The 25991-nt window shown below is 67.9% G+C and carries 17 protein-coding genes and 1 pseudogene; 14 read left to right on the forward strand and 4 right to left on the reverse strand.

Annotated elements, in window-relative coordinates:
• Window positions 1–203 precede the first annotated feature (203 nt).
• The 8 genes and pseudogenes from PKKP23_RS05835 to PKKP23_RS05870 form a co-directional block, all read left to right on the forward strand.
• Window positions 204–3101 (forward strand): polysaccharide deacetylase family protein, encoded by a 2898-nt coding sequence (locus tag PKKP23_RS05835; protein WP_126876178.1) that lies wholly within the window; start codon window positions 204–206, stop codon window positions 3099–3101.
• Entirely contained in the window at window positions 3091–7203 is a 4113-nt protein-coding gene (locus PKKP23_RS05840; protein WP_338120136.1) for a tetratricopeptide repeat protein, read from the forward strand. Before PKKP23_RS05835 ends, PKKP23_RS05840 begins: the two co-directional genes overlap by 11 nt.
• 183 nt (window positions 7204–7386) lie before the next feature.
• Window positions 7387–7914, forward strand: a complete 528-nt coding sequence (locus tag PKKP23_RS05845; protein ID WP_126876329.1) for a penicillin-binding protein activator LpoB — start codon at window positions 7387–7389, stop codon at window positions 7912–7914.
• Window positions 7915–8026: 112 nt separating this feature from the next.
• Window positions 8027–9484 (forward strand): PelD GGDEF domain-containing protein, encoded by a 1458-nt coding sequence (locus PKKP23_RS05850; protein WP_126876179.1) that lies wholly within the window; start codon window positions 8027–8029, stop codon window positions 9482–9484.
• Window positions 9468–10481, forward strand: coding sequence for a tetratricopeptide repeat protein (locus PKKP23_RS05855; RefSeq protein ID WP_017776423.1), 1014 nt, complete (start codon window positions 9468–9470; stop codon window positions 10479–10481). Before PKKP23_RS05850 ends, PKKP23_RS05855 begins: the two co-directional genes overlap by 17 nt.
• Complete coding sequence (pelF, locus tag PKKP23_RS05860) at window positions 10478–12085, forward strand: GT4 family glycosyltransferase PelF (RefSeq protein ID WP_126876180.1); 1608 nt, start codon at window positions 10478–10480, stop codon at window positions 12083–12085. The genes PKKP23_RS05855 and pelF overlap by 4 nt, the downstream gene beginning before the upstream one ends.
• Window positions 12085–13458, forward strand: a complete 1374-nt coding sequence (pelG, locus tag PKKP23_RS05865) for an exopolysaccharide Pel transporter PelG (RefSeq protein WP_126876181.1) — start codon at window positions 12085–12087, stop codon at window positions 13456–13458. Before pelF ends, pelG begins: the two co-directional genes overlap by 1 nt.
• A gap of 124 nt (window positions 13459–13582) precedes the next feature.
• Window positions 13583–14455: pseudogene (locus PKKP23_RS05870) on the forward strand (endo alpha-1,4 polygalactosaminidase); the annotation flags it as partial.
• A gap of 252 nt (window positions 14456–14707) precedes the next feature.
• Here the strand turns inward: PKKP23_RS05870 and PKKP23_RS05875 are convergent.
• Window positions 14708–15358 (reverse strand): LysE/ArgO family amino acid transporter, encoded by a 651-nt coding sequence (locus PKKP23_RS05875; RefSeq protein WP_126876182.1) that lies wholly within the window; start codon window positions 15356–15358, stop codon window positions 14708–14710.
• A gap of 102 nt (window positions 15359–15460) precedes the next feature.
• Here PKKP23_RS05875 and PKKP23_RS05880 point away from each other — a divergent pair, with 102 nt between their 5' ends.
• Window positions 15461–16354 carry a LysR family transcriptional regulator ArgP gene (locus PKKP23_RS05880; RefSeq protein ID WP_017776428.1) on the forward strand — a complete coding sequence of 298 codons (894 nt, stop codon included), beginning with the start codon at window positions 15461–15463 and terminating at the stop codon, window positions 16352–16354.
• Between the two features lie 68 nt (window positions 16355–16422).
• Here PKKP23_RS05880 and PKKP23_RS05885 read toward each other — a convergent pair whose 3' ends face one another.
• Together PKKP23_RS05885 and PKKP23_RS05890 are read right to left on the reverse strand one after the other, a co-directional pair.
• Entirely contained in the window at window positions 16423–17706 is a 1284-nt protein-coding gene (locus PKKP23_RS05885) for an MFS transporter (protein ID WP_017776429.1), read from the reverse strand.
• Window positions 17703–18698 carry a PRC-barrel domain-containing protein gene (locus PKKP23_RS05890; protein ID WP_126876183.1) on the reverse strand — a complete coding sequence of 332 codons (996 nt, stop codon included), beginning with the start codon at window positions 18696–18698 and terminating at the stop codon, window positions 17703–17705. Before PKKP23_RS05890 ends, PKKP23_RS05885 begins: the two co-directional genes overlap by 4 nt.
• Before the next feature lie 506 nt (window positions 18699–19204).
• Here PKKP23_RS05890 and PKKP23_RS05895 point away from each other — a divergent pair.
• Complete coding sequence (locus PKKP23_RS05895; protein WP_126876184.1) at window positions 19205–20593, forward strand: NCS2 family permease; 1389 nt, start codon at window positions 19205–19207, stop codon at window positions 20591–20593.
• 72 nt (window positions 20594–20665) lie between these two features.
• Here PKKP23_RS05895 and PKKP23_RS05900 read toward each other — a convergent pair whose 3' ends face one another.
• Entirely contained in the window at window positions 20666–20848 is a 183-nt protein-coding gene (locus tag PKKP23_RS05900) for a hypothetical protein (RefSeq protein WP_017776432.1), read from the reverse strand.
• A gap of 421 nt (window positions 20849–21269) precedes the next feature.
• Here PKKP23_RS05900 and hutH point away from each other — a divergent pair, with 421 nt between their 5' ends.
• The 4 genes from hutH (at window position 21270) to PKKP23_RS05920 (ending at window position 25969) form a co-directional block, all read left to right on the forward strand.
• The gene (gene hutH, locus PKKP23_RS05905; protein WP_126876185.1) at window positions 21270–22814 is read left to right on the forward strand and encodes a histidine ammonia-lyase; all 1545 of its coding nucleotides are present in this window, start codon (window positions 21270–21272) and stop codon (window positions 22812–22814) included.
• 4 nt (window positions 22815–22818) lie between these two features.
• Entirely contained in the window at window positions 22819–23514 is a 696-nt protein-coding gene (gene hutC, locus PKKP23_RS05910; protein ID WP_017776434.1) for a histidine utilization repressor, read from the forward strand.
• A gap of 126 nt (window positions 23515–23640) precedes the next feature.
• Entirely contained in the window at window positions 23641–25329 is a 1689-nt protein-coding gene (gene hutU / locus PKKP23_RS05915; RefSeq protein WP_126876186.1) for a urocanate hydratase, read from the forward strand.
• A gap of 40 nt (window positions 25330–25369) precedes the next feature.
• Window positions 25370–25969, forward strand: a complete 600-nt coding sequence (locus PKKP23_RS05920; protein WP_126876187.1) for a HutD/Ves family protein — start codon at window positions 25370–25372, stop codon at window positions 25967–25969.
• Window positions 25970–25991: the final 22 nt, after the last annotated feature.

Genomic DNA, 25991 nt, shown 5'->3' on the forward strand with positions numbered 1-25991 from the left:
AGAGGCTCGCCGCGGGGTGCGGCGGGGATATTGCCAGCGCACCGGAAAAATGGACGCAGTAGCGAATTTCCGGTGAAATACACGAATTGCGAAGACCTGGATTCACGATAAGCAACATTCCGGACGCACGCGGCCGCATTCGAATTTTGCCGCAATCGCATTGCGCGAATTTGATGAGCGCCCGGCGACCATAAAAGGGCAGGATGTTGACGACGAAGAAGAACGCCGGGCAATACGGCGGTAATGAGAGCAGGTGCCGGGGGGCTCATTTTCAGCGCGCGGCTGCGGGCTTTTCGGCCGCATTTTTCATTGCGCTGGCTGTCAATGCCGTGCCGTCGCGTGTGCTCGCTCAAGAAGCGCAGGTGACGGCGGCCGGTGGCGAATCTCGCGCCCACGCAAGCACGCAGGAAAGCAAGGAAAGCCCGCGTCCGAACATTGCCTTCTTCGACGGTGCCGATCCGCCCGTCGATTTGCTGCAGGCATTCGACGCCGTGGTGCTCGACCCCTCGCGCGGCTTCGATCCCGCCGCGCACCCCCTGCCGCACACGCTCTGGCTGGCCCGAACCGACACGGCGAACGCGGGCACGCAGGTTCTTCCCTACGTCGAGTCGCTCTGGCAGAAAGGCTATCGCGGCTTTCTGCTCGACACGCCCGCCGCCGTCGAAGCCTTCGACGCCATTCACGCCGCGCATCCCGAAGCGCGCCTCATCATCGGCGGCAGTCATCCGTTGCAGGCCGCGCGGCCTCATGCTGGGGCGGCCGGCGGCCTTCGTGCGGGCGCGGCCGGCGGCCTTCGTGCGAGCGCGGCCGGCGGCCTGTATGCCGTGGTGGGCGGCTCGCTAGTGAAGGGCGGCGCCTCCGCGGACAACGCCTCTACGGACAACGCATCGGCCGGCACAACAGACCAGCCCCCCACGCTCGCCGAGGCACGCGCCTTCACCGAACAAACCGGCGTGCCCGTCATCTCCATCGATTACTGCCAGCGTACCGACCGCGCCTGCGCACGCGACACGGCGGCGAAGGCCCTCGCGGCCGGCGTGCTGCCCTACGCGACGGACCCGGCGCGCGACATCGTGGGCATCGGCGCCATCGAGGTGCTGCCGCGCAAGGTGCTCGTCGTGCAGGACCGCGACCCGAAGGCGAATCTCGACATCACGCCGGGCGTGGACTATGTGTCGACGCCGCTTAACTACCTGGGCTACGACGTCGAGTTCGCCGACTTCAACGCGCCGCTGCCGCGCGACGTGACGCCCGACCGCTACGCGGGCGTCGTGGTGTGGATCACCGGCAACTCGGTGCCGAACCCCGTGCAGTGGGAGCGCTGGCTCGGCGCGCGCATTGCCGACCACGTGAAGGTGGCGGTGTTCGGCCACTTCGGCTTCGACGCCGCCAACGACATGGGCCCGCAGCTCGACCTGCTGCCGGTGGCCGGCAGGCCGGCCGGCGCGCTTTCGGTGGTGGTACGCGACCCGATGATGGGCTTCGAAGTGGACCCGCGTGCCGATCCGCGCGACCTCGCAGGCCTGCGCGCGGGCGCGAAAAGCCGGCCGCTGCTGCGGCTGTCGGCGGGCGACGGCGTGGTCTTCGATCAGGCCGCCATCACGCCGTGGGGCGGCTTTACGCTCGACCCCTACGCCGTCTACACGCTCGATGCCATTTCGCAGGACCGCTGGGCCATCAATCCGATGGCGTTCCTCAAGGACGCGCTGCGCCTGTCGCCCATGCCGTCGCCCAACGTGACCACCGAAAACGGCCGGCGCCTTTTCATGTCGCACGTGGACGGCGACGGTTTTGCCTCGCGCACCGAGTTTCCCGGCCCCGACTTCTCGGGCGAAGCGCTCTACGAGCGCATCTTCACGAAGTACAAGGTGCCGATGACGCTCTCCGTCATCGAAGGCGAAGTGGGTCCCGCGGGCCTGCATCCCGACATCTCGCCGCGGCTCGAACAGATCGCGCGCAAGATGTTCGCGCTGCCGTACGTGGAGATCGGCTCGCACACGTACTCGCATCCGTTCCGCTGGGACTGGCTGGACCTCGTCACGGGCAAGCGCATCGACAACGGCGAATCCGACGACGGCTTCTCGCTCAACATCCCAGGCTACAAGTTCAACATCGACCGCGAGATCACCGGCACCATCGACTACATCAACTCGCGGCTCGCGCCCCCCGGCAAGCGCACCATGGTGCTGCAGTGGCCTGGCGACTGCCAGCCGCCCGGCGTGATTGTGCGCAAGGTCTACGCGGCACACGTCTACAACATCAACGGCGGCGACACGATCATCACGAAGTCGGCGCCCAGCTGGACGAACATTGCGCCCATCGGCGTGGAGAAGGGCACGGGGCCTGACTCGTTCCAGCTCTACGCACCCAACCAGGACGAGAACGTCTACACGAACGACTGGCTCGGCCCGTTCTACGGCTTCACGCGCGTGCTCGAAACGTTCGACATGACGGATCGCCCGTATCGCTTCAAGCCCATCGACGTCTACTACCACATGTACAGCGGCACGAAGATCGCGTCGCTGCGGGCGCTCGACCAGATTTTCGCGGCGGTCTTGAAGCAACCCGTGCTGCCCGTGCATATCACCGACTACGCGCGCAAGGCGCTCGACTGGCGCACTTTCGCGGTGGCGCGCGAGGTGGACGGCAGCGGCTGGCGCGTGCGCGGCAACGGCGAAGTGCGCGAGCTGCGCTGGCCGCAGACGCAGGCGCCGGACCTCGCCACGGCCACGGGCGTGACGGGCTATAGCGACGGACCGGACGGCACCTACGTGCACATCGACGGCGGTAGCGCGCGCTTTGCGTTCGAACCCGTGGGCACTCAAAGCGGCACGGATGCAGGCCCGCGCGCGCTGCCCTACATCGCCGAGGCCAACGGCTTCGTGCGCAACTTCCGCCGCACCGCGAACGGCATGACCTTCGACTTCGGCGGCTACTACGAACCGTTCGTGCGCATTGCCAACGGTGCGCGCTGCACGGCGAGCGTCGCGGGCCGCGCGGTGGCCGCACGGCGCGACGGGGCGTTCCTGCGCTTCGATACGCCGGGCGTGGCGGGCGAAACGGTGGACTATCAACCCGTGAGCGTGACCTGTGGCAACTGAGCGCTCATCCCTTCGTCCCGTCCAGGGCGCGCATGGCGCCGTGCAGGTGCGCGCGGCGTTGCCCGCGAAGCGCCCGCGCATCGCACCGCTCTGGCTCGTGCTGCTGATGGCCGGCGTGGTGGTGCTCACGCTCTACGCCGCGTGGCCGGGCGGCGGCCTGCGGGCGCGCGTGGCCACGTCGCCCACGAGCGCGCTGAGCGTCGCCTATCTCGAAGCGTGGCTGCGTGTACAGCCCGACAATGAGGAGTTCCTGCAACTGCTCGGCACGCAGTATCGCGAAGTGGGGCGGCTTGACGACGCGCTTCGCGTCGCGCAGCGCATGGCGCGCTCGCAGAGTCCCGACATGCGGCGCGCGGCGCTGCTGCTGCGCCTTGGCATCGACGAGCAGAAAGCCTTTGCGTACCCCGAAGGCAGCCGCGAGCGCGAGGAAGCGCTCGAACAGGTGCGCGAGGAACTGCACGCCGCCGCGGCCATGCAATGGGACACGGACGACCTGCAACACCTCGCGTCGCGCGCCGCGGCCACGGGCACGCCCGCGCTCGCACGCGATCTGTATGCGCGGCTTTCGCAGCAGGACGCGGCGGGGCGCCGCCAGTGGGATGAAGCGCTGGTCCGCTACGCTGTGGAAACGGGCGCGTATCGCGAAGCGGCCGACGCGTACTTCCGCCTGCAAGACAGCGCGACGACGCTCGACGCGCGGCGCAGCGCATTCCTCTCCGGCATTCGTACGCTGCAGGCGGGCAATCTGCTCGCCGATGCGCTCGAGGCGGCCCAGCAACACGCGGGCGCGCTCGAAAACGACAAAGCGACGCTGATCGTGCTGCTCAACCTGGCGCGTGCCGCGCAGCGGCCGGATCTCGTGGACCGTTATGCGAAGGCGCTGGCGAAATACGCGGCAGCGCGGCCATTGCCATTGCCGGAAGACACGCAGCGTGCGGCGCGGTTTGCTTACATGGATGGCCCGGTCGTGGTGGCGAACGCGCGCGGCATGCGCGAGCCGGCGGGCCTGTACGTCGCAGCGTGGCGTGAGGGATTCGGCGCGCGCATCGTGCGGGTAGCGGCGTCGGCACCGGCACCGCAGGCCTCGGCCGCAGCGCCGGCTTCGGCTGCGTCCGCCAACACAGCCGCCACTGCAGCCGCCAACACAGCCGCCACCGCAGCCGCCACGGCAGCCGCAAAGCCCGCCGCTTCCAGCGCCCCCGGCTCGACCGACGACGTCGCGAGCCTCGTCTTCACCTCGTTTGTCGAATCGCGCGATCTCGACAACGCGCAGAAGATCGCCGAACAACAGGTGGCGCGGCATCCCGATTCGGCGCTGTGGTTAAAGCGCCTCGCGCAGGTGGCCGAGTGGAACCACGCGCCCGCGCTCGCGCTGAAGACGTGGCTTGCCTACGCGCGCACCTCAAACGATGCCGAGGCGTGGCAGACCGTGCAGCGCATGGCGCCCATGCTCAACGACGACGAAGCGTACCTCGCCGCCATGATCCACGCGTCGGCCGCCGCGCCCGCCGACATGAAGCTCGTGGACGCCGTGACCTCCACCTACGAGCGGCTGGGCCGCCCCGAGGACGGGCTCGCGTTCCTGCGCGCCCATCCGCGCGACGGCGCGGGCGATGCCGTTGACGAACGCATCGCCACGCTCGCCGAGCGCGCGGGCCATGACGATCAGGCGCTCGCCGTCTACCGGCAGCTGCTGGCGCGTCATCCGGGCAACACGCTCTATGCCGTGCGGGCCGCGAGCCTGCTCTTTCGCCGCAGCGACTTCGCGGGTGCCTACGCGACGCTGCAAAAGTCGTACGACGCGGCGAAAGACGACGACGTGCTCTACTGGCGCAACTACGCGCAGGTCGCGCGGCTGCTGCAAAAGGACAGCGGCGCGAACGACGCCTACCGCCATCTGCTCGCGGGCGGCAAGGAAAGCCCCGACGACCTCGCCGCGATGACCTACTTCTACAGCGCCTGGCCGCTCGATGCGGGCCGCACCGCCGAGCTTCAGTACCGGCGCGACGGCACCGTGCGCGCGCTGCAGCTCGCGCTCTTCAACTACACGAGTGCGCGTGCCTGGGACCGCGCGGCCGCGCTGCTCGCAAGCCTCACGCCGAAGCAGCGCGAGCAGGCCGAAGCGTCGGTGGAATTTCTCACCACGCGCGCCGAGTACGAACGGCAGATCGACCACGTCGCGGACGCACTACGCGACCTCGAACGCGCGGTCACGCTGCCGGGCGCCACGGACGACGCCCGCGCCGCGCTCTTGTGGACGCTCGTCGACGACGGCAACGACACCGCGCTCAAGAGCGCGCGCTGGCAGTGGTGCGAGAACGCGCAGCAGTTGCCCGCGCTGTGGGGACCGTGCGCGGCGGCCCTGATGCGCATGGACCGACCTGTGGCGGCATTGCGTCTGTTGCGCCTGCAATCGGCCACGATGCAGCGCGACCCGCTCTGGCTGCTCACCTACGCCGATGCCGAGGAACAGGCGGGGCACCCCGACCTCGCGCGCTCCATTCGCCGTCATGTGTGGCGCCGGCTGCAGCGCGAGAACCCGGCGACGCTCGCGGCAACCGGGCAGGTGGCGAAGACCGGGCTGCTGCAGGACGAAGACATGCGCGAGCAGTTGAGCGGCCGGCGCGTGACGCTCGCGCAGACCTTCGAGCGTGCCGATGTTTCGCTGGCGCTGCTCGATGACCTGATTGCGTCGGACGCGGGCCGCGCCGGGAGCGGCAAGGGCGGCAACGGCCAGCCGCAGCCGGAGCAGCGCACGCTGCTGGGCAACACGCCGGGCCTGCTGCCGTTGCATCCGGCGAACACGGGCGGCAAAGCAGCCGCTCAACCCGTCGACCCCCAACGCCTGAAGTCGGCGGTCGCCAAGGACGTGGCGCTCGCGTGGGCGCTCTCGCAGGAAGCGAATCCGCTTGCCAAGCGCTGGCTCGCGCAGCAGTATGCGAACCGGCTCGCGCAGCCTGCCGACGCACGGCTCACGCTCGCGCTCGCCGACGGCGACACGGCCACGATGGAACGTCTGCTCGACGAGGAGGGCGGCAAGCTGCCCGTCACGTCGCGCATCGACGCGTCGATTGCCGTGGATCGTCCCACCGATGCCGAGCAGCTCGCCTTCAATGCGCTCGAAGGCGCGCCGGACAACACGGACTACCAGACGCGCCTGACCGACACGGCGCTCGCCTGGCCGCAATCCATCGACGCCGACATCTCGAACCACATCGAGCATCCGCTCGACTACACGGAGCTAGCTCTGTCGGCGAGCCGCAAGCTGACGGGGCGCTACCTCGTGGGCGTGACGAGCGTGCAGCGCTTCCAGCATTCGGCCGACGAGACCCAGCTCGTGAACGTGCCCGCGCAGGACCGCTCGATCGGCTTCTACGTGGAGCGGCGCACCAACGACACGTCGGTCACGCTCACGGGCGGCCGGCGCGAAGGGCTCGACAGCTTCTATACGGCCAACGTCGAGGCGGAAGTGGGCCGCAACTCGCCCGTCACCTTCACCGTGCGCGCGGGCCGCAACCAGACGGCGACCGAATCGCAGGCGCTGCTGGTGGGCGGCATGAAGGACAACGTGGCCGGCACGCTGCTCTGGAACGTCACGCCGCGCTGGTACGTGTCGGGCAACGTGGAGGCCGACCGCTTCTACAGCCAGGCGCGCAACTACCTGGGCAGCGGCGTGCTGACGACCGGCGAGATCGGCTACCGCATTCGCACCACGTACCCCGACTACACGCTGCGCGTGGTCGGCACGCGCGGCAGCTACGGCGCAAGCGGCGCCGCGGACGCGCTGATTTCGCGGCTCCTGCCCGCTACGGCCGGGCCCGCGACGGCCGCGACCTTCGTGCCCCAGACCTACGCGCAGTACGGCTTCTTCGCCAGTGTGGGCGGCGCACTGCGCGAGCAGTACACGCACGCGTGGCGGCCGTTTGCGGAAGTGGGCATCGTCCACGACTCGCTGCAGGGCTGGGGCCCGCAACTGAGCGCGGGCGTGGCGGGCAGTGTGTTCGGCGGCGACCATGCCGCTGTCTACGTGGAGTATCAGCGCGTGTCGCAACTCGGCACTTCGGTGCGGGTGATCGGCGGGCGCTACAGCTGGTTCTATTGAGGCAGGCGAGCGGAGCGGCGAAGGCGAAGGTTCGCGGGACCGCTCCGGCAGAAACTGGCAGAAACGGGCAGACCCGGGCAGACCGTCGAACGGCGCTGCCCGCGAGCCGGCCAGATGCGAAGTATCTTGAGGAGAATATCAATGAAAGAAGAACGTGGTTCGTGGTTCGCGCGGTTTGTTCCGATGGTCTCGCGCGCGTCGTTGTTCGTCGCCGCGGCGGCACTGATCGCCGCGTGCGGCACCGTCCGGCAGACCAGCGCGCCGGCTCTTTCGGCACGCGATGCAGTGGCTGTGGCGTCTATCGCCAACTACACTGAAACGCCCGCGGCGGGTCGCAGCACCGAAGCTATCGCGGCCAGCGTGCTGCGCGCCAACGGCTTGACCGACGTGCGCGTGGCGCCCGCCGGCACGGGCGGCGGCGCAGCGCTCTTCGATACGGCGCAGCGCGCGGACATGGACCAGCAGCTCGAATGGGCGCGCTCGCAGCAGGTCCGCTACGTGCTGACGGGCGCGGTGGAAGAGTGGCGCTACAAGGCCGGCGTGGACGGCGAGCCCGTGGTGGGCCTCACGTTCGAACTCGTCGACGTGCAGTCGGGCCACATCGTGTGGAGTTCGACGGGTTCGAAGAGCGGCTGGAGCCGTTCGAGCCTCGCGAGCGTGGCGACGTCGCTGATCGGCAACGTGCTCTCGCCGCTCTCGGTGCGCCGTTGATCTTGCTTCTCGTGGGACGTTGCGCGGTGCCTCATATGCCACATGAGGTGGCACATCAGCCGGTGCCGCGCGGCGCACGCCCCGTTGTCCGATCGCTCACAGGAAATCAGCCGTGAACAGCGCTGCTGCCTCAACCGAAACCCGCGAGTCCAGGGCGCGTAGCGCCAACCCGCTGGGCAACCTCAGCCCCGTGCGCCGCTTCGTGGCGCCCGCGGTGCCCGGCCCGTTCGCCATCGTCGAGACGGTGCTGTTCATGGCGATCGCGATCGGCCTCGCCTGGGCGTACGACCACGCCGACCCGCTGATGCTGCACGCCGGCTTCGCGTGGCTGTGGCTCGCGCCGCTCGTCGTCGCGCTGCGCTACGGCACCTTGCTGGGGCTGCTCGCGGGTGGCGTGGTGGTGGCGGCCTGGTACGGGCTCTATCCGCGCGGCAGCGCGTGGCCGCTCATGTACTTCACGGGCGGCTTCATCCAGAGCATCGTGGCGGGCCATTTCGGCGACACGTGGGGCAGCCGCGCGGCCCGTTCGCGCGCACTCAACGACTACCTGAACGACCGGCTCGTCGCGATCACGAACAGCCACTATCTGATGCGCCTCTCGCACGAGCGCCTGGAAAAGGACCTGCTCTCGAAGCCCACCACGCTGCGCGATTCCATTACCGAACTGCGCCGGCTGTCGGTGGCCCAGTCGGTGGGGCAGTCGAACGGCGGGGGGCAGCCGGGCGTTGCGCCGGCAGTTCGTGCGGACGCGCTGCCCGGTGCGCAGCCGCTGCTCGAATTCGTCGCACAGGCGTGCCAGATCGAAATCGCCGCGCTGCATCCCGTGCGCGGCGGCCGTATCGCGGAGCAGGCGGCGGCGCGCATCGGCGAGCCGTTCGATCTGGACATGCACGACGAACTCGTCGCGCACGCGGTCGAAACGCTGGGCGTGGCGCATCTGAAGAGCGTGCAGAACGGCACGAACGGGGAAGCCACCATCACGAGCACGCGCTACGTGGTCTGCGCGCCCGTGGTCTCCGCCGACGGCGAACTCATCGCGCTCGTCGTCGTGAAGCGCATGCCGTTCCTCTCGCTCAACTACGACAACCTCCAGCTGCTGCTCGTGCTGCTCGGCTACTACGCGGACGGCGTGGAGCACACGAGCCTCGTGCAGGGCGTGCTGGACGCCGTGCCGGGCTGCCCCTACGACTTCGCGCTCGACCTCGCGCGGCTTGCGCGCCTCAAGCGTTCGGCGGGCATCGATTCGTCGCTCGTCGCGCTCACGTTCATGCGCGACGAAGCGGGCGAGTCGCTCTTCGAGCACGTCATGCGCCGGCGCCGCGCGCTCGACGTGATGTGGCCGGTGCAGAGCAAAGACCGCTCCGTGCTCATCAACCTGATGCCGGCAACGGACACCACGGGTATCGACGGCTACCTCGCGCGCATCGAGGCGAGCCTGAAGGCCCAGTTCGATACGGACCTCGAAGGCGCACGCATTGGCGTGCATACGCTGCATCTGGAACACGGCGATCCGGGGCCGGCGCTCGGGCGTCTTCTGAAACGGGCGGGCGTCGATGCCGAAGCCCGCTGATCTCGCCATGACGGTATTCGCCGTCGTCGTTGCGCTCGTCGCGCAATTCGTGGCGCTGGCCGCGGTGCTGCGTCCGCCTGCGGGCATCGATCCGCTGCTCGCGTTCGTGCCGCTGCAACTCGCCGCGGGCCTGATCCAGGCCTTCGCGCTGCGCCGCGTATTGCCGGCGCGCTACCGCGAGCCGCGCACGGCGGCCATCGTGCTGCTGTGGGCGCTCTGCACGTTCGTGCCGCTCGCGGGCGGCCTCGTCGTGCTGGCAAGCGCGATCTGGGCCATCTGGCTGCCGGCTTCGCACAAGAGCGAGCGCCTGGCTGAAGTGCCGCGTCCCGAGTTCGTTTCGTATCTCGTCTCGCGCGTCACGCACGGCGGCGGCGCGCGCCTGCAGGCGCGCCTCGTCAATACGCGCGTGGCCTCGGACGACCGGCTCTCCGCGCTCGTCGCGATCCAGGGCATGCCCACGCGCACCACGGGCACGCTGCTGCGCGAGCTGCTGGCCGATCCGCTCGAAGACGTGCGGCTCATCGCGTACGGCACGCTCGACAAGGCCGAGAACGAAATCATGCAGCAGATCTTCGAGGCGTCGAACACGCTGCAAACAGCCACGAGCGGCACGGAGCGCCATGCGCTGAACCGTCACCTCGCCGAGCTCTATTTCGAACTCATCTATCAGAATCTCGTGCAGGGCGCCGTGTATCGCCACACGCTCGAACAGGCGGACCGCCATGCCGAAGCGGCGCTTGCGAGCGACGGCCGCGATGCCGCGCTGTGGCTGATTCGCGGACGGCTCGCGCTCGCTAACGGCAAGCCCGATGAAGCGGCGGCCTACATCGAACTCGCGCAACAACTCGGCTTTCCGCGCGAACGCCTGATTCCGTGGCTGGCCGAGGCCGCCTACCTGCGCGGCGACTACCGGCAGGTGACCGCGCTCGTCGCCTCGCTCGGCCATGCCGCGGCGCTGCCGACGTTGAAACCCGTTGCGAGGTACTGGCTGTCATGAAAGAGTCGCTCAAACGCCGCGCCGATGCCGTGGACGTCTGCCTGCTGCTGGAAGGCACGTTTCCGTTCGTGCGCGGCGGCGTGTCGAGCTGGGTCAACGAGATGCTGCGCGCGTACCCGTCCATTCGCTTCGGCATCGTGTTCATCGGCAGCCGCCCGGAAGACTATGCGGGCGCGGCCTATGCGCTGCCCGACAACGTCGTGCACTTCGAGGCGCATTACCTCTACGAAACGGCGGCAGCCGAGGCGCTCGCCACGAACGCCGTGCCCGGCGACGCGGCGGCCTTCGCGCGCTCCGCGGAATTGCACGCGGCCCTGCGCCACGGCGACGACGCCGGCTCGCTGCTGGTCCACATGATGCCGATGCTGGGCGAGCACGGCGCGCTCAACGAAGCGCAGTTCACCTCGAGCCGGCGCGCGTGGGACTACATCGTCGAGCAGTACAACACGCACTGCACGGACCCGTCGTTCACCGACTACTTCTGGACCGTGCGCATCATGCACAAGCCGCTGTGGCTCCTCGCGCGCGTGGCGGAAAAGCTGGTGCCGGCGCGCGTCTATCACACGGTGTCCACGGGCTATGCCGGTTTTCTGGGCGCGCTCATGCACTACCGCACGGGCCGGCCGCTGCTGGTGTCCGAGCACGGCATCTATACGAAGGAACGCAAGATCGACCTGCTGCAAAGCGAATGGATTCGCGACAACCGCGGCGCGTTCGAGCGCGACATCTCGCAGATCAGCTACTTCCGCGAACTCTGGGTTCGCTTTTTCAGCACGCTCGGCAAGCTTGCCTACGACGCCGCCGACGACATCGTCGCGCTCTACGAGACCAACCGCCAGCGCCAGATTGCGGACGGTGCGCCCGCCGAGCGCACGCAGAACATTCCGAACGGCGTGGACGTGGAAGGCCTCGCGCCGCTCGTCGCGAAGCGCCAGGGGGGCCCGCATCGCGTGGTGGGGCTGATTGGCCGCGTGGTGCCCATCAAGGACATCAAGACTTTCATTCGCGCCATCTTCATCGCGTCGCGCAGCATGCCGGAGATCGAAGGCTGGATCATCGGGCCCGAGGAAGAGGACAAGGCGTACGCACTCGAATGCCGGGCGCTCGTCGAGAGTCTGGGGCTGGCTTCGACGGTGAAGTTCCTGGGCTTTCAGCGCATTGACGACGTGTTGCCGAAGGTGGACGTGATTGCGCTCAGCTCGATCAGCGAGGCGCTGCCGCTCGTGGTGCTGGAAGGCTTCGCCGCAGGCGTGCCGTCGATCACGACGGACGTGGGCTCGTGCCGCCAGCTGATCGAAGGCATGGACGAGGAAGACCGCGCGCTCGGCGTAGCCGGAGCCGTGGTGCCCATCGCGAACCCCGCCGCATTTGCAACCGCCGTGCTCGATCTCTTCGCCGACGACGCGCGCTGGCAGGCGGCGCAACAAGCGGGGCTCGCGCGCGTGCGCCGTTATTACACGAAGCCGCAGATGATCGACCGTTACCGGGCGCTTTACGAACGCTTGTCCGCGGCACCGGATCGCGGACGCGCGTCCGGTTCGGCGGCCCGCGCCGCAGGCTGCCCCGTGCACGGCGGCGCTTCGCACGGGCAGGAGGCACGCTAATGGCCGGCATTGGTTTCGAACTGCGCAAGATCATGAAGCGCGAGACGCTCACGGGCGTCGCGCGTGCGTACGCGTATGCGGGGTTGATCAGCTCGGGCCCGCTGATTCTCTCGATCGTGGGCATTCTCGTGATCGGCGTGATGAGCCTGGCGTTCGTGATTCCGCAATACGCGATCGTGCAGTTTCAGGTGTCCGTCACCTATCTGATCGCGTTCAGCCTGATTCTCACGGGGCCGCTGCAGCTTTCGTTCACGCGCTTCATCTCCGACCGCCTCTTCGAGAAGCGCCGCGACCTCGTGCTCTCGAACTACAACGGCGTCGTGCTGGTGGCCACGCTCGCCGCGGGCGTGATCGGCGTGGCCGTGATGGCGATCGGTTTTCGCGCCGAGCCGCTCGGCTACCGGCTCTTGATGGTGGCGGGCTTCGTGCTGCTCAGCAACATCTGGATCGCGGTGATCTTTCTGTCGAGCGTGAAGCAGTACCGCGAGATTCTGCTGGCGTTCTTCGTGGGCTATGCGTGCACGGTGGGCTTTGCGCTGATGCTGAACCGTCACGGCATTGTCGGGCTGCTGGGCGGTTTCGTGGCGGGGCACCTCGTGCTGCTGGGCGGGCTCTCGGGGCTTATCTATCGCAACTTCGTGAGCCCGCGGTTGATCTCGTTCGAAGTGTTCGAGCGCCGCTACGCGTACCCGCGCCTCGCACTCGTGGGGCTGCTCTTCAACCTTGGCGTGTGGATCGACAAGCTGATGTTCTGGTACGCGCCGGCTACGGGCTCGGTCGTGATCGGGCCGCTGCATGCGTCGGTGATCTACGACATTCCGGTGTTCATCGCCTACGTGTGCGTGATGCCGGGCATGGCGGCGTTTCTCGTGCGCATCGAGGCGGATTTCGTCGAATACTACGACGCGTTCTACGACGCCGTGCGCAGCGGCGCCACGCTGCACCACATCAGCGAGATGCGCGACATGATGGTGACGAGCGTGCGCGCGGGCCTCTACGAGATCATCAAGGTGCAGGCCGTGGTGCTGCTGCTCATCTTCGCGTTCGGCGCGGGGCTGCTGGAAGAGCTGCACATTTCGGTGCTCTACATGCCGCTTCTGATCGTGGACGTGGTGGCCGCGAGCCTTCAGGTGCTGTTCCTCGGGCTCCTGAACGTCTTCTTCTACCTCGACATGCGGCGCACGGTGCTGAGGCTCTGTGCGGCGTTCGTCGTGCTGAACGGTGTGCTTACGGCCATCACGCTCCGGCTTTCGCCGAACACGTATGGCTACGGCTTCGCCTTCGCGCTGATGATTCTCGTGATTGCGGCGGTGCAATTGCTGGACCGCAAGTTCGCGGCGCTCGAATATGAAACGTACATGCTGCGGGCGTGAAGTGGAGGCTGATGGCGAGCCTCGTGGTGAGCGCGGCGTGGCGGATGCAACGATGCGTTGGCTGATGTGCGTCCCGAGGCGTGTCCTGATGCGCGTCTTCGGGCGACGCCTCGTTGGTCACGCGATGGCGTGCGGGGCCGGGCTCGTGGCGAGCGCCGCGGTGGCCGTTGCCCAGCCTGGTCCGGCTGGCGGTGCAGCGGGCGCCACGGCGGCGCAGCCCGAAGCGTCGGTCGGCAGCGCGAGTGCGCCGCTGCCTTCGATCGCGCTCTACTACGGCGTGCAACCGCCCGTGGACCAGCTCGCCGCATTCGACACGGTGGTGGTGGAGCCGGACAGCGGCTTCGATCCGGCGGCACAGCGCACGCCGTGCACGCAATGGTTCGCGTACGTGAGCGTAGGCGAGGTGACGAAGGAGCGCAGCTACTACACGGCCGTGCCGAAGCACTGGTTGCTGGCGAGCAATACCGTGTGGGAATCGACGGTGGTGGACCAGAGCGCGCCGGGCTGGCCCGCGTTCTATCTGAAGCACGTGATCGCGCCGCTCTGGGCGCGCGGGTATCGCGGCTTCTTTCTCGATACGCTGGATTCGTATCAACTTGCCGCGAAGACCGACGCGGCGCGCGCGCGGCAGCAGGCGGGGCTCGTGGCCGTGGTGCGCGCCATCAAGGCCCGCTATCCCGATGCGCGGCTCGTTTTCAATCGCGGCTTCGAGATCCTGCCGCAGGTGCACGGCCTCGTGTATGCCGTGGCGTTCGAGTCGCTTTTCAGCGGCTGGGATCAGGCGAAGAAGCGCTATGTCGCGGTGCCGGCCGACGACCGCGCATGGCTGCTCGGGCAGGCCCGCACGATTCGCGAGCGGTACGGCCTGCCGGTGATATCGATCGATTACTGCGATCCGCAGGACCGTCAATGCGCGCGCGACACAGTGGCGAAGATTCGCGACGCGGGGCTTGTGCCGTATGTGACGGATGGCGGGCTTACGACGGTGGGCGTCGGTGTGCCGGGGCACTGCGCTGTAGGCGCTGCGTCGGAGACACCTTCGGCCACGCCCGCGAGCGCGCCATTGCCCTGAATCTGCTTTAGCGCAGTGGTGTGCAATTGCCTGGCGAAGGCGACTGCGTGACGGACGTAACTGCGTTGGGTACGTAACCGCGTTAGGCACGTAACCGCGTTAGGCACGCAACTGCGTAACTGCATTGAGCACGCTTAGGTGCGCAACTTTAGGTACGCGACTTTAAGCACGCAATTTTTACGCACGCAATTGCGCGACGGCCAGCACCAACACCATGCTGCCGATCGCGCCATCCAGCACGCGCCACGCCGCGGCCCGGCGGAACAGCGGCGCCAGCGCCCGCGCGCCGTACCCCAGTCCCACGAACCACACCGCGCTCACGGCCATCGCGCCGAGCGCGAAAGCGAGCCGCGCGCCTTCCGGCTCGCGTGCGCCCGCCGTGCCGATCAGCAGGAACGTGTCGAGATAGACGTGCGGGTTGAGCCACGTGAAGGCCAGCGTCATCAGCACGATGGGCAGCGCGGCCTGCGCCGCGGGGGCCACCGCACTCGTTGCCGCAGGCGCCGGAGTGCCGCGCGCATCGACGTCGAGCACGGCATGGCCCGGTTGCACCGCGCGGCGCAGCGCGCTCAACCCGAACCACGCGAGATATGCGAGCCCGACATAGAGCAGCGCGTGCACGAAGGTGGGATAGCGCGCTACCAGCACCGAGGCACCGCCCACGCCCGCGCCGATCAGCACGAAGTCCGACAGCGTGCAGAGCGCCACGATCTTGCCCACGTGCGAACGCATGATGCCCTGCCGCAGCACGAACGCGTTTTGCGCTCCGATGGTGACGATCAGCGACGCGCACAGCGCGGCGCCGTGCGAAAAAGCGCTCCAGTTCATAGCGGGTCCGGTGAGTAGACGAACAACATGAGATGGCGCTAGTCTGCGCAATCGGCTGTCGTAAGAGAAGCTAATTTACTTAAACTGGATTAAGGAACGCTAATGCTCGACTACGCCTTGCTCGATGCGCTGGCGGCCGTGGTGCGCCACGGTTCGTTCGACCGTGCCGCCAGCGCGCTCAACGTCACGCCGTCGGCGGTGTCGCAGCGCGTCAAGCTGCTGGAGGAGCGCATGGGCAGCGTGCTCGTGAAGCGCGGGCAGCCGTGCGTGGCGACCGCGTCGGGTGCGTTGCTGTGCCGGCATACCGAACGCGTGCGGCTGCTCGAAGCGGAACTCACGGGGCACGTGCCGGCGCTTTCGGCCGCGCTCGGCGAGGCCTGGCCCACGCTGCGCGTGGCCGTGAACGATGACAGCGTGGGCACGTGGTTCATCGACGCCGTGGCGGCGTTCTGCGTGGAGCGCGAGATGCTGCTCGACCTTGTGATCGACGATCAGGACCACACGGCGCAGCGCATCCGCGACGGCAGCGTGCAGGGCGCGGTGACCACGCAGGCCGAGCCGGTGCAGGGCTGCCGCTCCACGCGGCTTGGCCGCATGCGCTACCTCGCCGTGTGTTCGCCGGCCTTCATGGCGCGCTACTTCGCCGAGGGCGTGACGCGCGATTCGCTGCGCCGCGCGCCGTGCATCGAGTTCAACCCGAAAGACCAGCTGCAAAAGCGCTTCGTGCGGCGCATCACGCGCGCCGAGGTGGACCCGCCGCTGCACTGGATTCCGCACGTCGCGGGCTTTCTGCGCAGTTGCCTGAACGGCATGGGATGGGGAATGTGCCCGGAGCGCATGGTGGCGGAGCACCTCGCGCGCGGCGAACTCGTCGAGATGGCAGCGGGCCGCCATCTCGACGTCGATCTCTACTGGCAGAGCTGGCGGCTTTCCATCGGCTGGCTTGACGACTTCGGCACCATGCTCAAGCGCCGCGCGTCGCAGTTTCTGGATTGATGAGGAGGCCTGGGCCTCGGGTTTCGCCGGGGCTTCGTGCGTGCCCGCACGGCTCAGCCGGGTTCGGCTCAGCGCGCTTTGCCCGGCGAGGCCTCGCTGGCGTCCACGGCCGGCACGCCCGCGCCTTCTTCGGCGAGCACCGCGTCGCGCGTTTCCGGCATGGCGGCCCACACGAGCAGCACGGCAAGCGCACCGGCGCCGGCAAGCCCGAAGAAGCTGATCGCGTTGCCGAAGTGATCGGCGATGAAACCGGCCACCGCTGTGCTGAGCGTGGCCCCAATGCCCGCCGAGAGTCCGAAGAGCCCGATGCAGAGGTTGTAGCGCCCTTTGCCGCCTGCCACGTCCGCGGCGATGAGCGGCATCAGCACACCGAACACGGCGGCGCTGATGCCGTCGAACATCTGGATCGGCACGAGCAGATACGGGCTTGCCACGCCGGCGAACAGCAGCGCGCGCACGGGCAGCGCGGCGAAGCCCAGCAGCAGGATGGGCCGGCGGCCCCAGCGTTCCGCGGACCGTCCCACCCACGGCGACATGAGCGCGACGATGGCCTGCGGCACGATGATGCACGCGGCGATCACGAGTTGCACGTTGTCGCCCATGCTCGCCGTGACTTCGCCCGCGGCGAGGTTGAGCATGGCCGCATTCGAGAGATGGAACAGCACGACGCACGCCGCGAAGATCAGCATGCGGCGGTCGCGCAGCAGATCGAGCAGCGACTCGCGTTCCTCGGCGGGCGGCTTCGGCACGTCTTTCGGGCCGCGGTGCAGCAGGCGCGAGGGCGGCCCCGTGTGCTCGATCATCGCGAGCGCGACGAGCGCGGGCAGCGCGAGCGCGGCCGTGAGCCAGAACACCGCGCGCGCCGAAAAGTACTGCCCTGTGAGACCCATCAGCCCCGCAGCCACCGCGCTGCCGATCGACGCCCAGCGCGCGTTGCGGCCCAGCCGGTCGCCCAGATCGTGGCGTCCGACGAGCGTGAGCGAAATCGCGGCCATGGCGGGCACGAGCATGCAGCTCGCGAAGCCGTGAAAGACTTCGGCCGCCATGACCGGAACCACCGTGGGGCTCGATGCGAGCAGCACCGCGCAGAGAATGATGGCGCCGATCGCCCACGCGGCAGCGGCCTTCTTGTTGCGCAGCGCGTCCACGGCGGCGCCGCCCGGCACCTGGCTCACCATCGCGCTGATCGTGCCCACCGAAAGCGCGAGCCCGATCTCGCCCTGGGTCCATTTGTGCGAGGCGAGATACGACGCAATGAACGGACCGAAGCCCGTCTGCACGTTGGCGACGAAGAAGTTGACCCAGTCGAGAGCGCGGAGACTGCGTGCGTTGACCATGGCGCCGCCCGTCATTTCGGATTGCGCGCCACGGCGGCGCCTTTGTCGCCCTCGCCTGGGGAGGCAGGCGGGGCGGGCGCAGCGGGTGGCGGCGACGCGGTGGTCACGGCGGGCACGGCCGGTGAAACGGCCTGGATCGGCCGGTTCGCGGCATAGGGCGGCGACGCGTTGATCTGCGCCTCGGACAGATCGATGAGCGGATGCAGCTCCTTGTCTTTCGTGACGAAGCGCAGCGCCGACCAGTTCGCCGCAATCGTGCGCCGCTGCTGGATCAGGCCGCTCACGTCGAGCACGATGGCCTGCGGCTGCGCGGCGCCGTCGATCAGCACGTCCACCACGCGGCCTACCTTCGCGCCGTTGGGGCGCTCCACGGTGGCGTCGAGCATCGGCAGTTGTACGGGCGTGACCGGCAGTTGGCCCCCTTGCGGCGCCGTGGGCGTGGGCGCAGGGCGCGGACGGTCCGGCACGGGCAACTGGCCGGGCGACGGATTGAGCGTGATGGGCGCCGTTTTGGCGGCCGGGTTCACGCGGATCGCGCTCCACGGGAAGCTCGCCTTGCGGTCGCCAATACCCATGAAGCCTTGCAGATTCACGACGATCTGCACGGGTTTGCCGTTCGCGTCGGCGACCATGTCCACAGCGCGGCCCACCACCTTGCCGTCGGGCTTCTGCACTTCGGCGTCGAGCAGCGTGCGCGTGGTGGCGCGATCGATCATGCGCGTCGTGATGAGCGGCGCCGGTGCGGGCGGGGGAGGCGCCGGCGCGGGCGGCGGCGGAGCCGGCTCGGGCTTGCGCGGCTTGAAGATGGTGTGGTGTGGCTTCTTCGGCGCGGGTGCCCTGGTTTCCTCCGGCGCGCTCGCTTCCTCCATGGGCTCGGCGACCACGGGTTCGCTCGCGGGCTCTTCGGGCTCCAGCACTTCGGACTTGTCGATCACGGGCGCGGGCGGCCCCAGCCGCACCATGCTGCAACCGGACAGCAGCGCGAACGCGGCGACCACGAAAGCCAACCAGACTGCGTTGAGAAGCGAACCACCGTGAACATCACCCGAAACACAACCAGGAACGCTGCCGGGACGTGTGAGACCGCGTCTCATCAACTGACACTCCTTGAGCCGGGCCCGTCGCGCGAGGTGCGCGCCGCGGCCGGTGCAATTGAAACGTAACGTGCGGGAGAGTTTAACCCGCGTAGGTGTAAACACGCGGAGCCGCCGCGTGTGCCGCCGTGCGGGCGGCGATATAAGCATCGCGGCATGGCCGGCATGCGGACCCTGCGATGGGAGCCCCTATTGTGTTCGCCTACGCTCCGTAACAACGCAAAAACAACACGAAAACGGCACCGGACGCGTTTTGTCCGACGTGGCGGGCGGGAGCGGACATCGCAGGGCAGGGCGATTGTAGACGAAGAATCGCCCGCCGCAGCCTGCGGTTGAAAACACTAAACGAAACGGGACACCCCTGACGACGGTGCGCCGCGGCGCGCCGTTTCAGCATGCTCATCAAGGAGGCACGCATCATGATGGAACCCCAGGCCCAGTCGATTGCAGACGCCGGCGCAAAGCACGCAGAGCATTTCGGCGGCGGGATCGTCGAGCGCTACTTCGGCATCGCGGCGCGCGGCAGCACCGTGCGGCAGGAAGTCGTGGCGGGCGTCACGACGTTCTTGTCGATGGTGTACTCCGTGTTCGTCGTGCCCGGCATGCTGGGCAAGGCCGGCTTCGATACGAGCGCGGTGTTCGTCGCCGTGTGTCTTACCACGGCATTCGGCTCGCTCCTGATGGGCCTGTGGGCGCGGCTGCCCATTGCGATTGGCTGCGCGATCTCGCTCACGGCGTTCACCGCGTTCGGACTCGTGCTGGGCAAGGGGCTGCATCCCGGCGTGGCGCTGGGCGCCGTGTTTCTGATGGGCATCGTCTTCACCGCGATTTCAGTAACAGGCGTGCGCTCGTGGATCCTGCGCAATCTGCCGCACGGCATTGCGCATGGCACGGGCATCGGCATCGGGCTGTTCCTGCTGCTCATTGCGGCCAATGACGTGGGGCTCGTCGTCAAGAACCCGGGCCCGGGGCTGCCTGTTTCGCTGGGGCACGTCACCGCGTTGCCGGTACTGATGTCGGTGGCGGGGCTCGCGGCCATCTTCGGCCTCGTGCGGCGCCGCGTGCCGGGCTCGATCCTGCTCGTGATCGTCGCCATCTCGGCGCTGGCGCTCGTGCTCGATCCGGGCGTCGCGTTTCACGGCGTCTTCGCGTGGCCTTCGCTTGCGGCGCCCGGGCATGCGTCGCTGATCGGCGCCATGGACATCAAGGGTGCGCTCTCGCTCGCCGTGCTGCCGAGCGTGCTCGCGCTCGTCATGACCGCCGTGTTCGATGCGACGGGCACCATCCGCGCGGTGGCGGGCCAGGCCGGCCAGCTCGACGCGAACGGACGCATCGTCAACGGCGGACGCGCGCTGACCGCGGATTCGCTGTCGTCCATCTTTTCGGGCTTCATGGGCGGTGCGCCCGCAGCGGCCTACATCGAATCGACGGTGGGGGTGGCGGCGGGCGCGAAGACCGGGCTCACGGCGGCCGTGGTGGGCTTGCTGTTTCTCGTGGTGATGTTCTTCGCGCCGCTTGCGGGCCTCGTGCCTTCGTACGCGACGGCGCCTGCGCTCATGTACGTGGGGCTCATGATGCTCGCGAACGTGAGCCGGCTCGACATGGCCGATACCATCGACGCCATGTCCGGACTCGTCTGCGCCGTGTTCATCGTGCTCACGGCCAACATCGTCACGGGGATCATGCTGGGCTTCTGCACGCTCGTGATTGGCCGCGTGGTGAGCGGCGAGTATCGCAAGCTCAACGTGGGGACGGTCGTGATTGCCGTGGCGCTCGCGGCGTTCTATCTGGGCGGCTGGGCCATCTAGCCCCGGTTCGATCTCTTTTCCCCACGGCGCGACCGCGCGGCTATCGCCCTGACGCTCAAACCAGAAGCAAAACTAAAGCGAAAGGGCGAACGCCGGCTTCAGCAGTTCCTCGATGGCCATCACGATCAGCCCCATGGCGCCCGCGGCCAGCGTCAGCGTGCCGTACTCGTCGTGGTACGAGTCATAGACGCACGCCACCACGAACAGAATCGCGAGCAGGTTGGTCAGCCATTCGAAATTCAACTCGAGCGTCATCTCAGCATCCGGGCAACGGAAGCGCCGCTTCGTTTTCGATCAAGCGGACAAGGCCGTAGGTCGCCCGGATTCTAGTCTGTCCACATTACGGAACGGCAACACCGGCAGCCCGCGCGGTGCGGTCTTTCATCGGGGCCGAATTTTGTCGGCTTGCGGCCTGGTCGGCCGATGTGTATATACAAGTGATGAGGCAGCGCGAAGTGCTTTTGAGCCACCGCCCCGAGCCGCCACTGCGCGCCCGACGCGACCCTCCGCCCATCTCCAGAAAATCGTGCCGTAACCGTGGGAGAAGGGCGAGAGTGTCACGGCGACGTCTTCATCTCATGGAAATCCCCAGGCCGGGATTTTTGAAAAACCGGTTGTATAGACAAGCTCGGCCCGCTAGACTTTCGCCAACTTGTATAGACAGGACGCGATGACGATGATTCTCACCCCCGGCCACCTCACCTTGCCCCAGCTGCGCCAGATCGCGCGCGAAGCGGTTACGTTGCAGCTCGACCCCGCGAGCTTCGCCGCCATCGACGCCGGCGCGCGCGCCGTTGCCGAGATCGCCGCGAAGGGCGAACCCGCCTACGGCATCAACACGGGCTTCGGCCGGCTCGCGAGCACGCATATTCCGCACGACCAGCTCGAACTGCTGCAACGCAATCTGGTGCTCTCGCATGCGGTGGGCGTGGGCGAGCCGATGTCGCGGCCGGTGGTGCGTCTGCTCATGGCGCTCAAGCTATCGAGTCTCGGCCGTGGTCACTCCGGCATTCGCCGCGAGGTCATGGACGCGCTCATCACGCTCTTCAACGCCGACGTGCTGCCGGTTATTCCGGTGAAGGGATCGGTGGGCGCCTCGGGCGACCTCGCGCCGCTCGCGCACATGTCGGGCGTGCTGCTCGGCATCGGCGAAGTGTTCATTCGCGGCGAGCGGGCCAGCGCTCAGGAGGGCTTGCGCGTAGCGGGCCTCAAGCCGCTCACGCTGCAGGCGAAGGAAGGCCTCGCGCTGCTCAACGGCACGCAGGCTTCCACGGCGCTTGCGCTCTACAACCTCTTCGCTATCGAAGACCTGTATCGCACGGCGCTTGTTTCGGGTGCGCTCGCGGTGGATGCGGCAGCCGGCTCGGTGAAACCGTTCGATGCGCGCATTCACGCGCTGCGCGGCCATGAAGGACAGATCGAAGCGGCGGCCGCGTATCGTGCGCTGCTGGAAGGCTCGGCCATCAATCTCTCGCATCGCGATTGCGGCAAGGTGCAGGACCCGTATTCGCTGCGCTGCCAGCCGCAGGTGATGGGCGCGTGCCTCGACCAGATGCGCCACGCGGCGCGCGTGCTGCTTGTGGAAGCCAACGCGGTATCGGACAACCCGCTCATCTTCCCGGACACGGGCGAGGTGCTCTCGGGCGGCAACTTCCACGCGGAACCGGTGGCCTTCGCCGCGGACAACCTCGCGCTTGCCGCCGCGGAAATCGGCGCGCTCGCCGAACGCCGCATCGCGCTCCTGATCGATGCCACGCTCTCGGGCCTGCCGCCTTTCCTCGTGAAGGACGGCGGCGTGAACTCGGGCTTCATGATCGCGCACGTTACGGCCGCGGCGCTCGCGTCGGAAAACAAGACGCTCGCGCATCCCGCCTCGGTGGATTCGCTGCCCACGTCGGCGAATCAGGAAGACCATGTTTCGATGGCGACGTTCGCCGCGCGCAAGCTCGCCGACATCGCAGACAACACCGCGAACATTCTCTCCATCGAACTGCTCGCGGCCGCCCAGGGCGTGGACCTGCGCGCGCCGCACGCCACGAGCCCCGCGCTGCAGCGCGTGATGCACGCGGTACGCAGCGAGGTGGCGCACTACGAACTGGACCACTACTTTGCGCCCGACATCGCCGCCATCACGCGCCTCGTGCAGAACGGCGCGATTGCCTCGCACTGCCCGTTCGCGTTCGAGTCGGAACAGATGCAAGCGACACAAGAGGCGCAATAACAGCATGAACGCACCGGCCTACCAGGGCATCAAGGACTTCATCCTTGCGCGCATTCATGCGGGCGAATGGGCGGAGGGCCACCAGGTGCCGTCGGAAAACGAGCTTGCGCGCGAGTTCAAGGTGGCGCGCATGACCGTGAACCGCGCGCTGCGCGAACTCACGGCCGAACAGGTGCTCACGCGTGTGCAGGGCGCGGGCACCTTCGTTGCGCGGCCCAAGTACGAGTCGACGCTCGTGGCCATTCGCAGCATCTCCGACGAAATCGCCGCGCGTGGCCATCGCTATCGTGCGGACGTGCTGCTGCTGGGCGCGGCCATTGCCGACGAAACGCTCGCGCCCGAAATGGAGATGAAGCCCGGCAGCCCGGTGTTCCACTCGCGCGTGCTGCACTTCGAAAACGACGAGCCGGTGCAACTGGAAGAACGCTGGGTGAACCCCGCGGTGGCGCCCGACTATGCCTTGCAGGACTTCACGAACACCACGCCGAACCAGTACCTCGTGCGCGTGGCGCCGCTGCAGCGTGTGGAATACCGCATCGAGGCACTCGCCGCCGACGCCGCCACGCGCGCGCTGCTGACCATGGAGGAAGGCGAGCCGTGTCTCGTGCTGCACCGTCGCACGTGGTCGAAGGGGCAGGTGGCGTCGGTGGCCAACCTTTGGCATCCGGGCAGCCGCTACCGCTTTACCGGTCACTTTTGAGCGGCGCTTGAGCGACACAAAGCCCGCATCGTGATTGCGCATCGAGCCGAACCGAACTCACTGAACTGAACTCACTGAACTGAACGAACCCGCCTGAGCCGAACCGAACCTGAGAGAGCCGACATCATGAACGACCCGAAGCACATTGATCCGCGTTTCGATCCCACCCGCACCATTCGCGCGCCGCGCGGCAGCGAGCGCGTCTGCAAGAGCTGGCTTACCGAAGCCGCGTATCGCATGATCCAGAACAATCTGGATGCCGAAGTGGCCGAGCATCCGCACGCGCTCGTGGTGTACGGCGGCATTGGCCGGGCCGCGCGCAACTGGGACTGCTTCGACCAGATTCTGGCGTCGCTCAAGGACCTGAACGACGACGAGACGCTGCTCGTGCAGTCGGGCAAGCCGGTGGGCGTGTTCCGCACGCATGCCGACGCGCCGCGCGTGCTCATTGCGAATTCGAACCTCGTGCCGCACTGGGCCACGTGGGACCACTTCCACGAACTCGACCGCAAGGGCCTCATGATGTACGGCCAGATGACGGCGGGCAGCTGGATCTATATCGGCTCGCAAGGCATCGTGCAGGGCACCTACGAAACGTTCTTCGCGGTGGCGAACCAGCATTTCAAGGGCGACCCGAAGGGCCGCTGGATTCTCACGGGCGGTCTCGGCGGCATGGGCGGCGCGCAGCCGCTCGCGGCCACCATGGCGGGCTTCTCGATGATCGCCGTGGAATGCGACGAGACGCGTATCGACTTCCGCCTCAAGACGCGCTACGTGGACCGCAAGGCGAAGACGCTCGACGAAGCGCTCGCGATGATCGACGAGGCGAAGCGCACGGGCCAGCCGGTCTCGATCGGCCTGCTCGGCAACGCCGCGGACGTGTTCGCCGAACTCGTGGCGCGCGGCATCACGCCGGACTGCGTGACGGACCAGACGAGCGCGCACGATCCGATTCACGGCTACTTGCCGCAGGGCTGGAACATCGAAGACTGGCGTGAGCGCCAGAAGACCGACCCGCAGAGCATCGTGCAGCCCGCGAAGCAGTCGATGGCGCACCAGGTGCGCGCGATGCTCACGCTGCAGCAGCGCGGCGCGGCCACGCTCGACTACGGCAACAACATCCGTCAGATGGCGCTGGAAATGGGCGTGCAAAACGCGTTCGACTTCCCGGGCTTCGTGCCGGCGTACATCCGGCCGCTTTTCTGCGAGGGCAAGGGGCCGTTCCGCTGGGTGGCGCTGTCGGGCGACCCCGAGGACATCTACCGCACCGACGCGAAGGTGAAGGAGCTGATTCCCGACGACGCACATCTGCACAACTGGCTCGACATGGCGCGCGAGCGCATCGCGTTCCAGGGGCTGCCCGCGCGCATTTGCTGGGTGGGCGTAAAGGATCGCTATCGTCTGGGCCTTGCGTTCAACGAGATGGTGAAGAAGGGCGAACTGAAGGCGCCCGTCGTGATCGGCCGCGATCATCTGGACACGGGCTCCGTGGCGAGCCCGAACCGCGAAACCGAGGCGATGAAGGACGGCTCGGACGCCGTGAGCGACTGGCCGCTGCTGAACGCGCTGCTCAACACCGCGGGCGGCGCGACGTGGGTTTCGCTGCACCACGGCGGCGGCGTGGGCATGGGCTTCTCGCAGCACGCGGGCGTCGTGATCGTTTGCGACGGCACGGACGCAGCCGCGAAGCGCATCGAACGCGTGCTGTTCAACGACCCGGCCACGGGCGTGATGCGCCACGCGGACGCCGGCTACGAACTCGCGCAGCAGACCGCGCGCGAAGTGGGCCTCAAGCTGCCGATGCTGGGCCGGTGAGGGCTTCGGCGTGCAGCCCGCGGATTGCAATCGCCTCGCCATGAACGACATCACGCTGGTGCGTGCCGCGACGCTCGTCGCGTCGCCGTGGAAGAACGGCGGCGGCGTGACGCGCGAAGTGGCGGCCGCGCCGGAAGGCGCCGGCTTCGATACGTTCGCGTGGCGCGTGAGCATCGCCGACGTGGCCGCGGCCGGGCCGTTCTCGCGTTTTCCGGGCATCGACCGCACGCTGGTGTTGCTCGCGGGCGCGGGCATGCTGCTCGACGCGCACGCTGATGACACATCCAGCACGACGCACACGCATGCGCTCGATGAGCCGCTCGACGTCGCGCGTTTCGCGGGCGAGGCCCGCATCGACGCAAGGCTCGTGAACGGTCCCACGCGCGACTTCAACCTGATGGTGCGCCGCGGTGCGGCCACGGCGAGCCTCGACGTATGGCGCGGCAACGTGCAGCGCGAGCTTTCGGGCGACACGGTGCTGCTGTTCTGCGCGGTGGGCCCCATGCGCGTCACGCTGCGCGGCATGGCGCCTGTCGAACTTTCGACCGACGACACGTTGCGCGTGGACCGCACGCAAGCTTTGCACGTCAGCGCCGAAGGCGAGGGCGCGCTGCTGGCCGTGACGGTGCGGCATGTCTGACGCGGCGCGCCCTCGCGCGTTC

Origin of the sequence: Paraburkholderia kururiensis JCM 10599 = LMG 19447 (assembly GCF_003986935.1) — a bacterium.
Taxonomy (GTDB): domain Bacteria; phylum Pseudomonadota; class Gammaproteobacteria; order Burkholderiales; family Burkholderiaceae; genus Paraburkholderia; species Paraburkholderia kururiensis.

What these genes read in the sequence shown, in the direction of transcription:
- PKKP23_RS05835 (WP_126876178.1), top strand. Translation starts at nt 204, where the DNA reads ATGTTGACGACGAAGAAGAACGCCGGGCAATACGGCGGTAATGAGAGC.
- PKKP23_RS05845 (WP_126876329.1), top strand. Translation starts at nt 7,387, where the DNA reads ATGGTCTCGCGCGCGTCGTTGTTCGTCGCCGCGGCGGCACTGATCGCC.
- PKKP23_RS05855 (WP_017776423.1), top strand. Translation starts at nt 9,468, where the DNA reads ATGCCGAAGCCCGCTGATCTCGCCATGACGGTATTCGCCGTCGTCGTT.
- pelF (WP_126876180.1), top strand. Translation starts at nt 10,478, where the DNA reads ATGAAAGAGTCGCTCAAACGCCGCGCCGATGCCGTGGACGTCTGCCTG.
- pelG (WP_126876181.1), top strand. Translation starts at nt 12,085, where the DNA reads ATGGCCGGCATTGGTTTCGAACTGCGCAAGATCATGAAGCGCGAGACG.
- PKKP23_RS05875 (WP_126876182.1), bottom strand. Translation starts at nt 15,358, where the DNA reads ATGAACTGGAGCGCTTTTTCGCACGGCGCCGCGCTGTGCGCGTCGCTG.
- PKKP23_RS05880 (WP_017776428.1), top strand. Translation starts at nt 15,461, where the DNA reads ATGCTCGACTACGCCTTGCTCGATGCGCTGGCGGCCGTGGTGCGCCAC.
- PKKP23_RS05885 (WP_017776429.1), bottom strand. Translation starts at nt 17,706, where the DNA reads ATGACGGGCGGCGCCATGGTCAACGCACGCAGTCTCCGCGCTCTCGAC.
- PKKP23_RS05895 (WP_126876184.1), top strand. Translation starts at nt 19,205, where the DNA reads ATGATGGAACCCCAGGCCCAGTCGATTGCAGACGCCGGCGCAAAGCAC.
- PKKP23_RS05900 (WP_017776432.1), bottom strand. Translation starts at nt 20,848, where the DNA reads ATGACGCTCGAGTTGAATTTCGAATGGCTGACCAACCTGCTCGCGATT.
- hutH (WP_126876185.1), top strand. Translation starts at nt 21,270, where the DNA reads ATGATTCTCACCCCCGGCCACCTCACCTTGCCCCAGCTGCGCCAGATC.
- hutC (WP_017776434.1), top strand. Translation starts at nt 22,819, where the DNA reads ATGAACGCACCGGCCTACCAGGGCATCAAGGACTTCATCCTTGCGCGC.
- hutU (WP_126876186.1), top strand. Translation starts at nt 23,641, where the DNA reads ATGAACGACCCGAAGCACATTGATCCGCGTTTCGATCCCACCCGCACC.
- PKKP23_RS05920 (WP_126876187.1), top strand. Translation starts at nt 25,370, where the DNA reads ATGAACGACATCACGCTGGTGCGTGCCGCGACGCTCGTCGCGTCGCCG.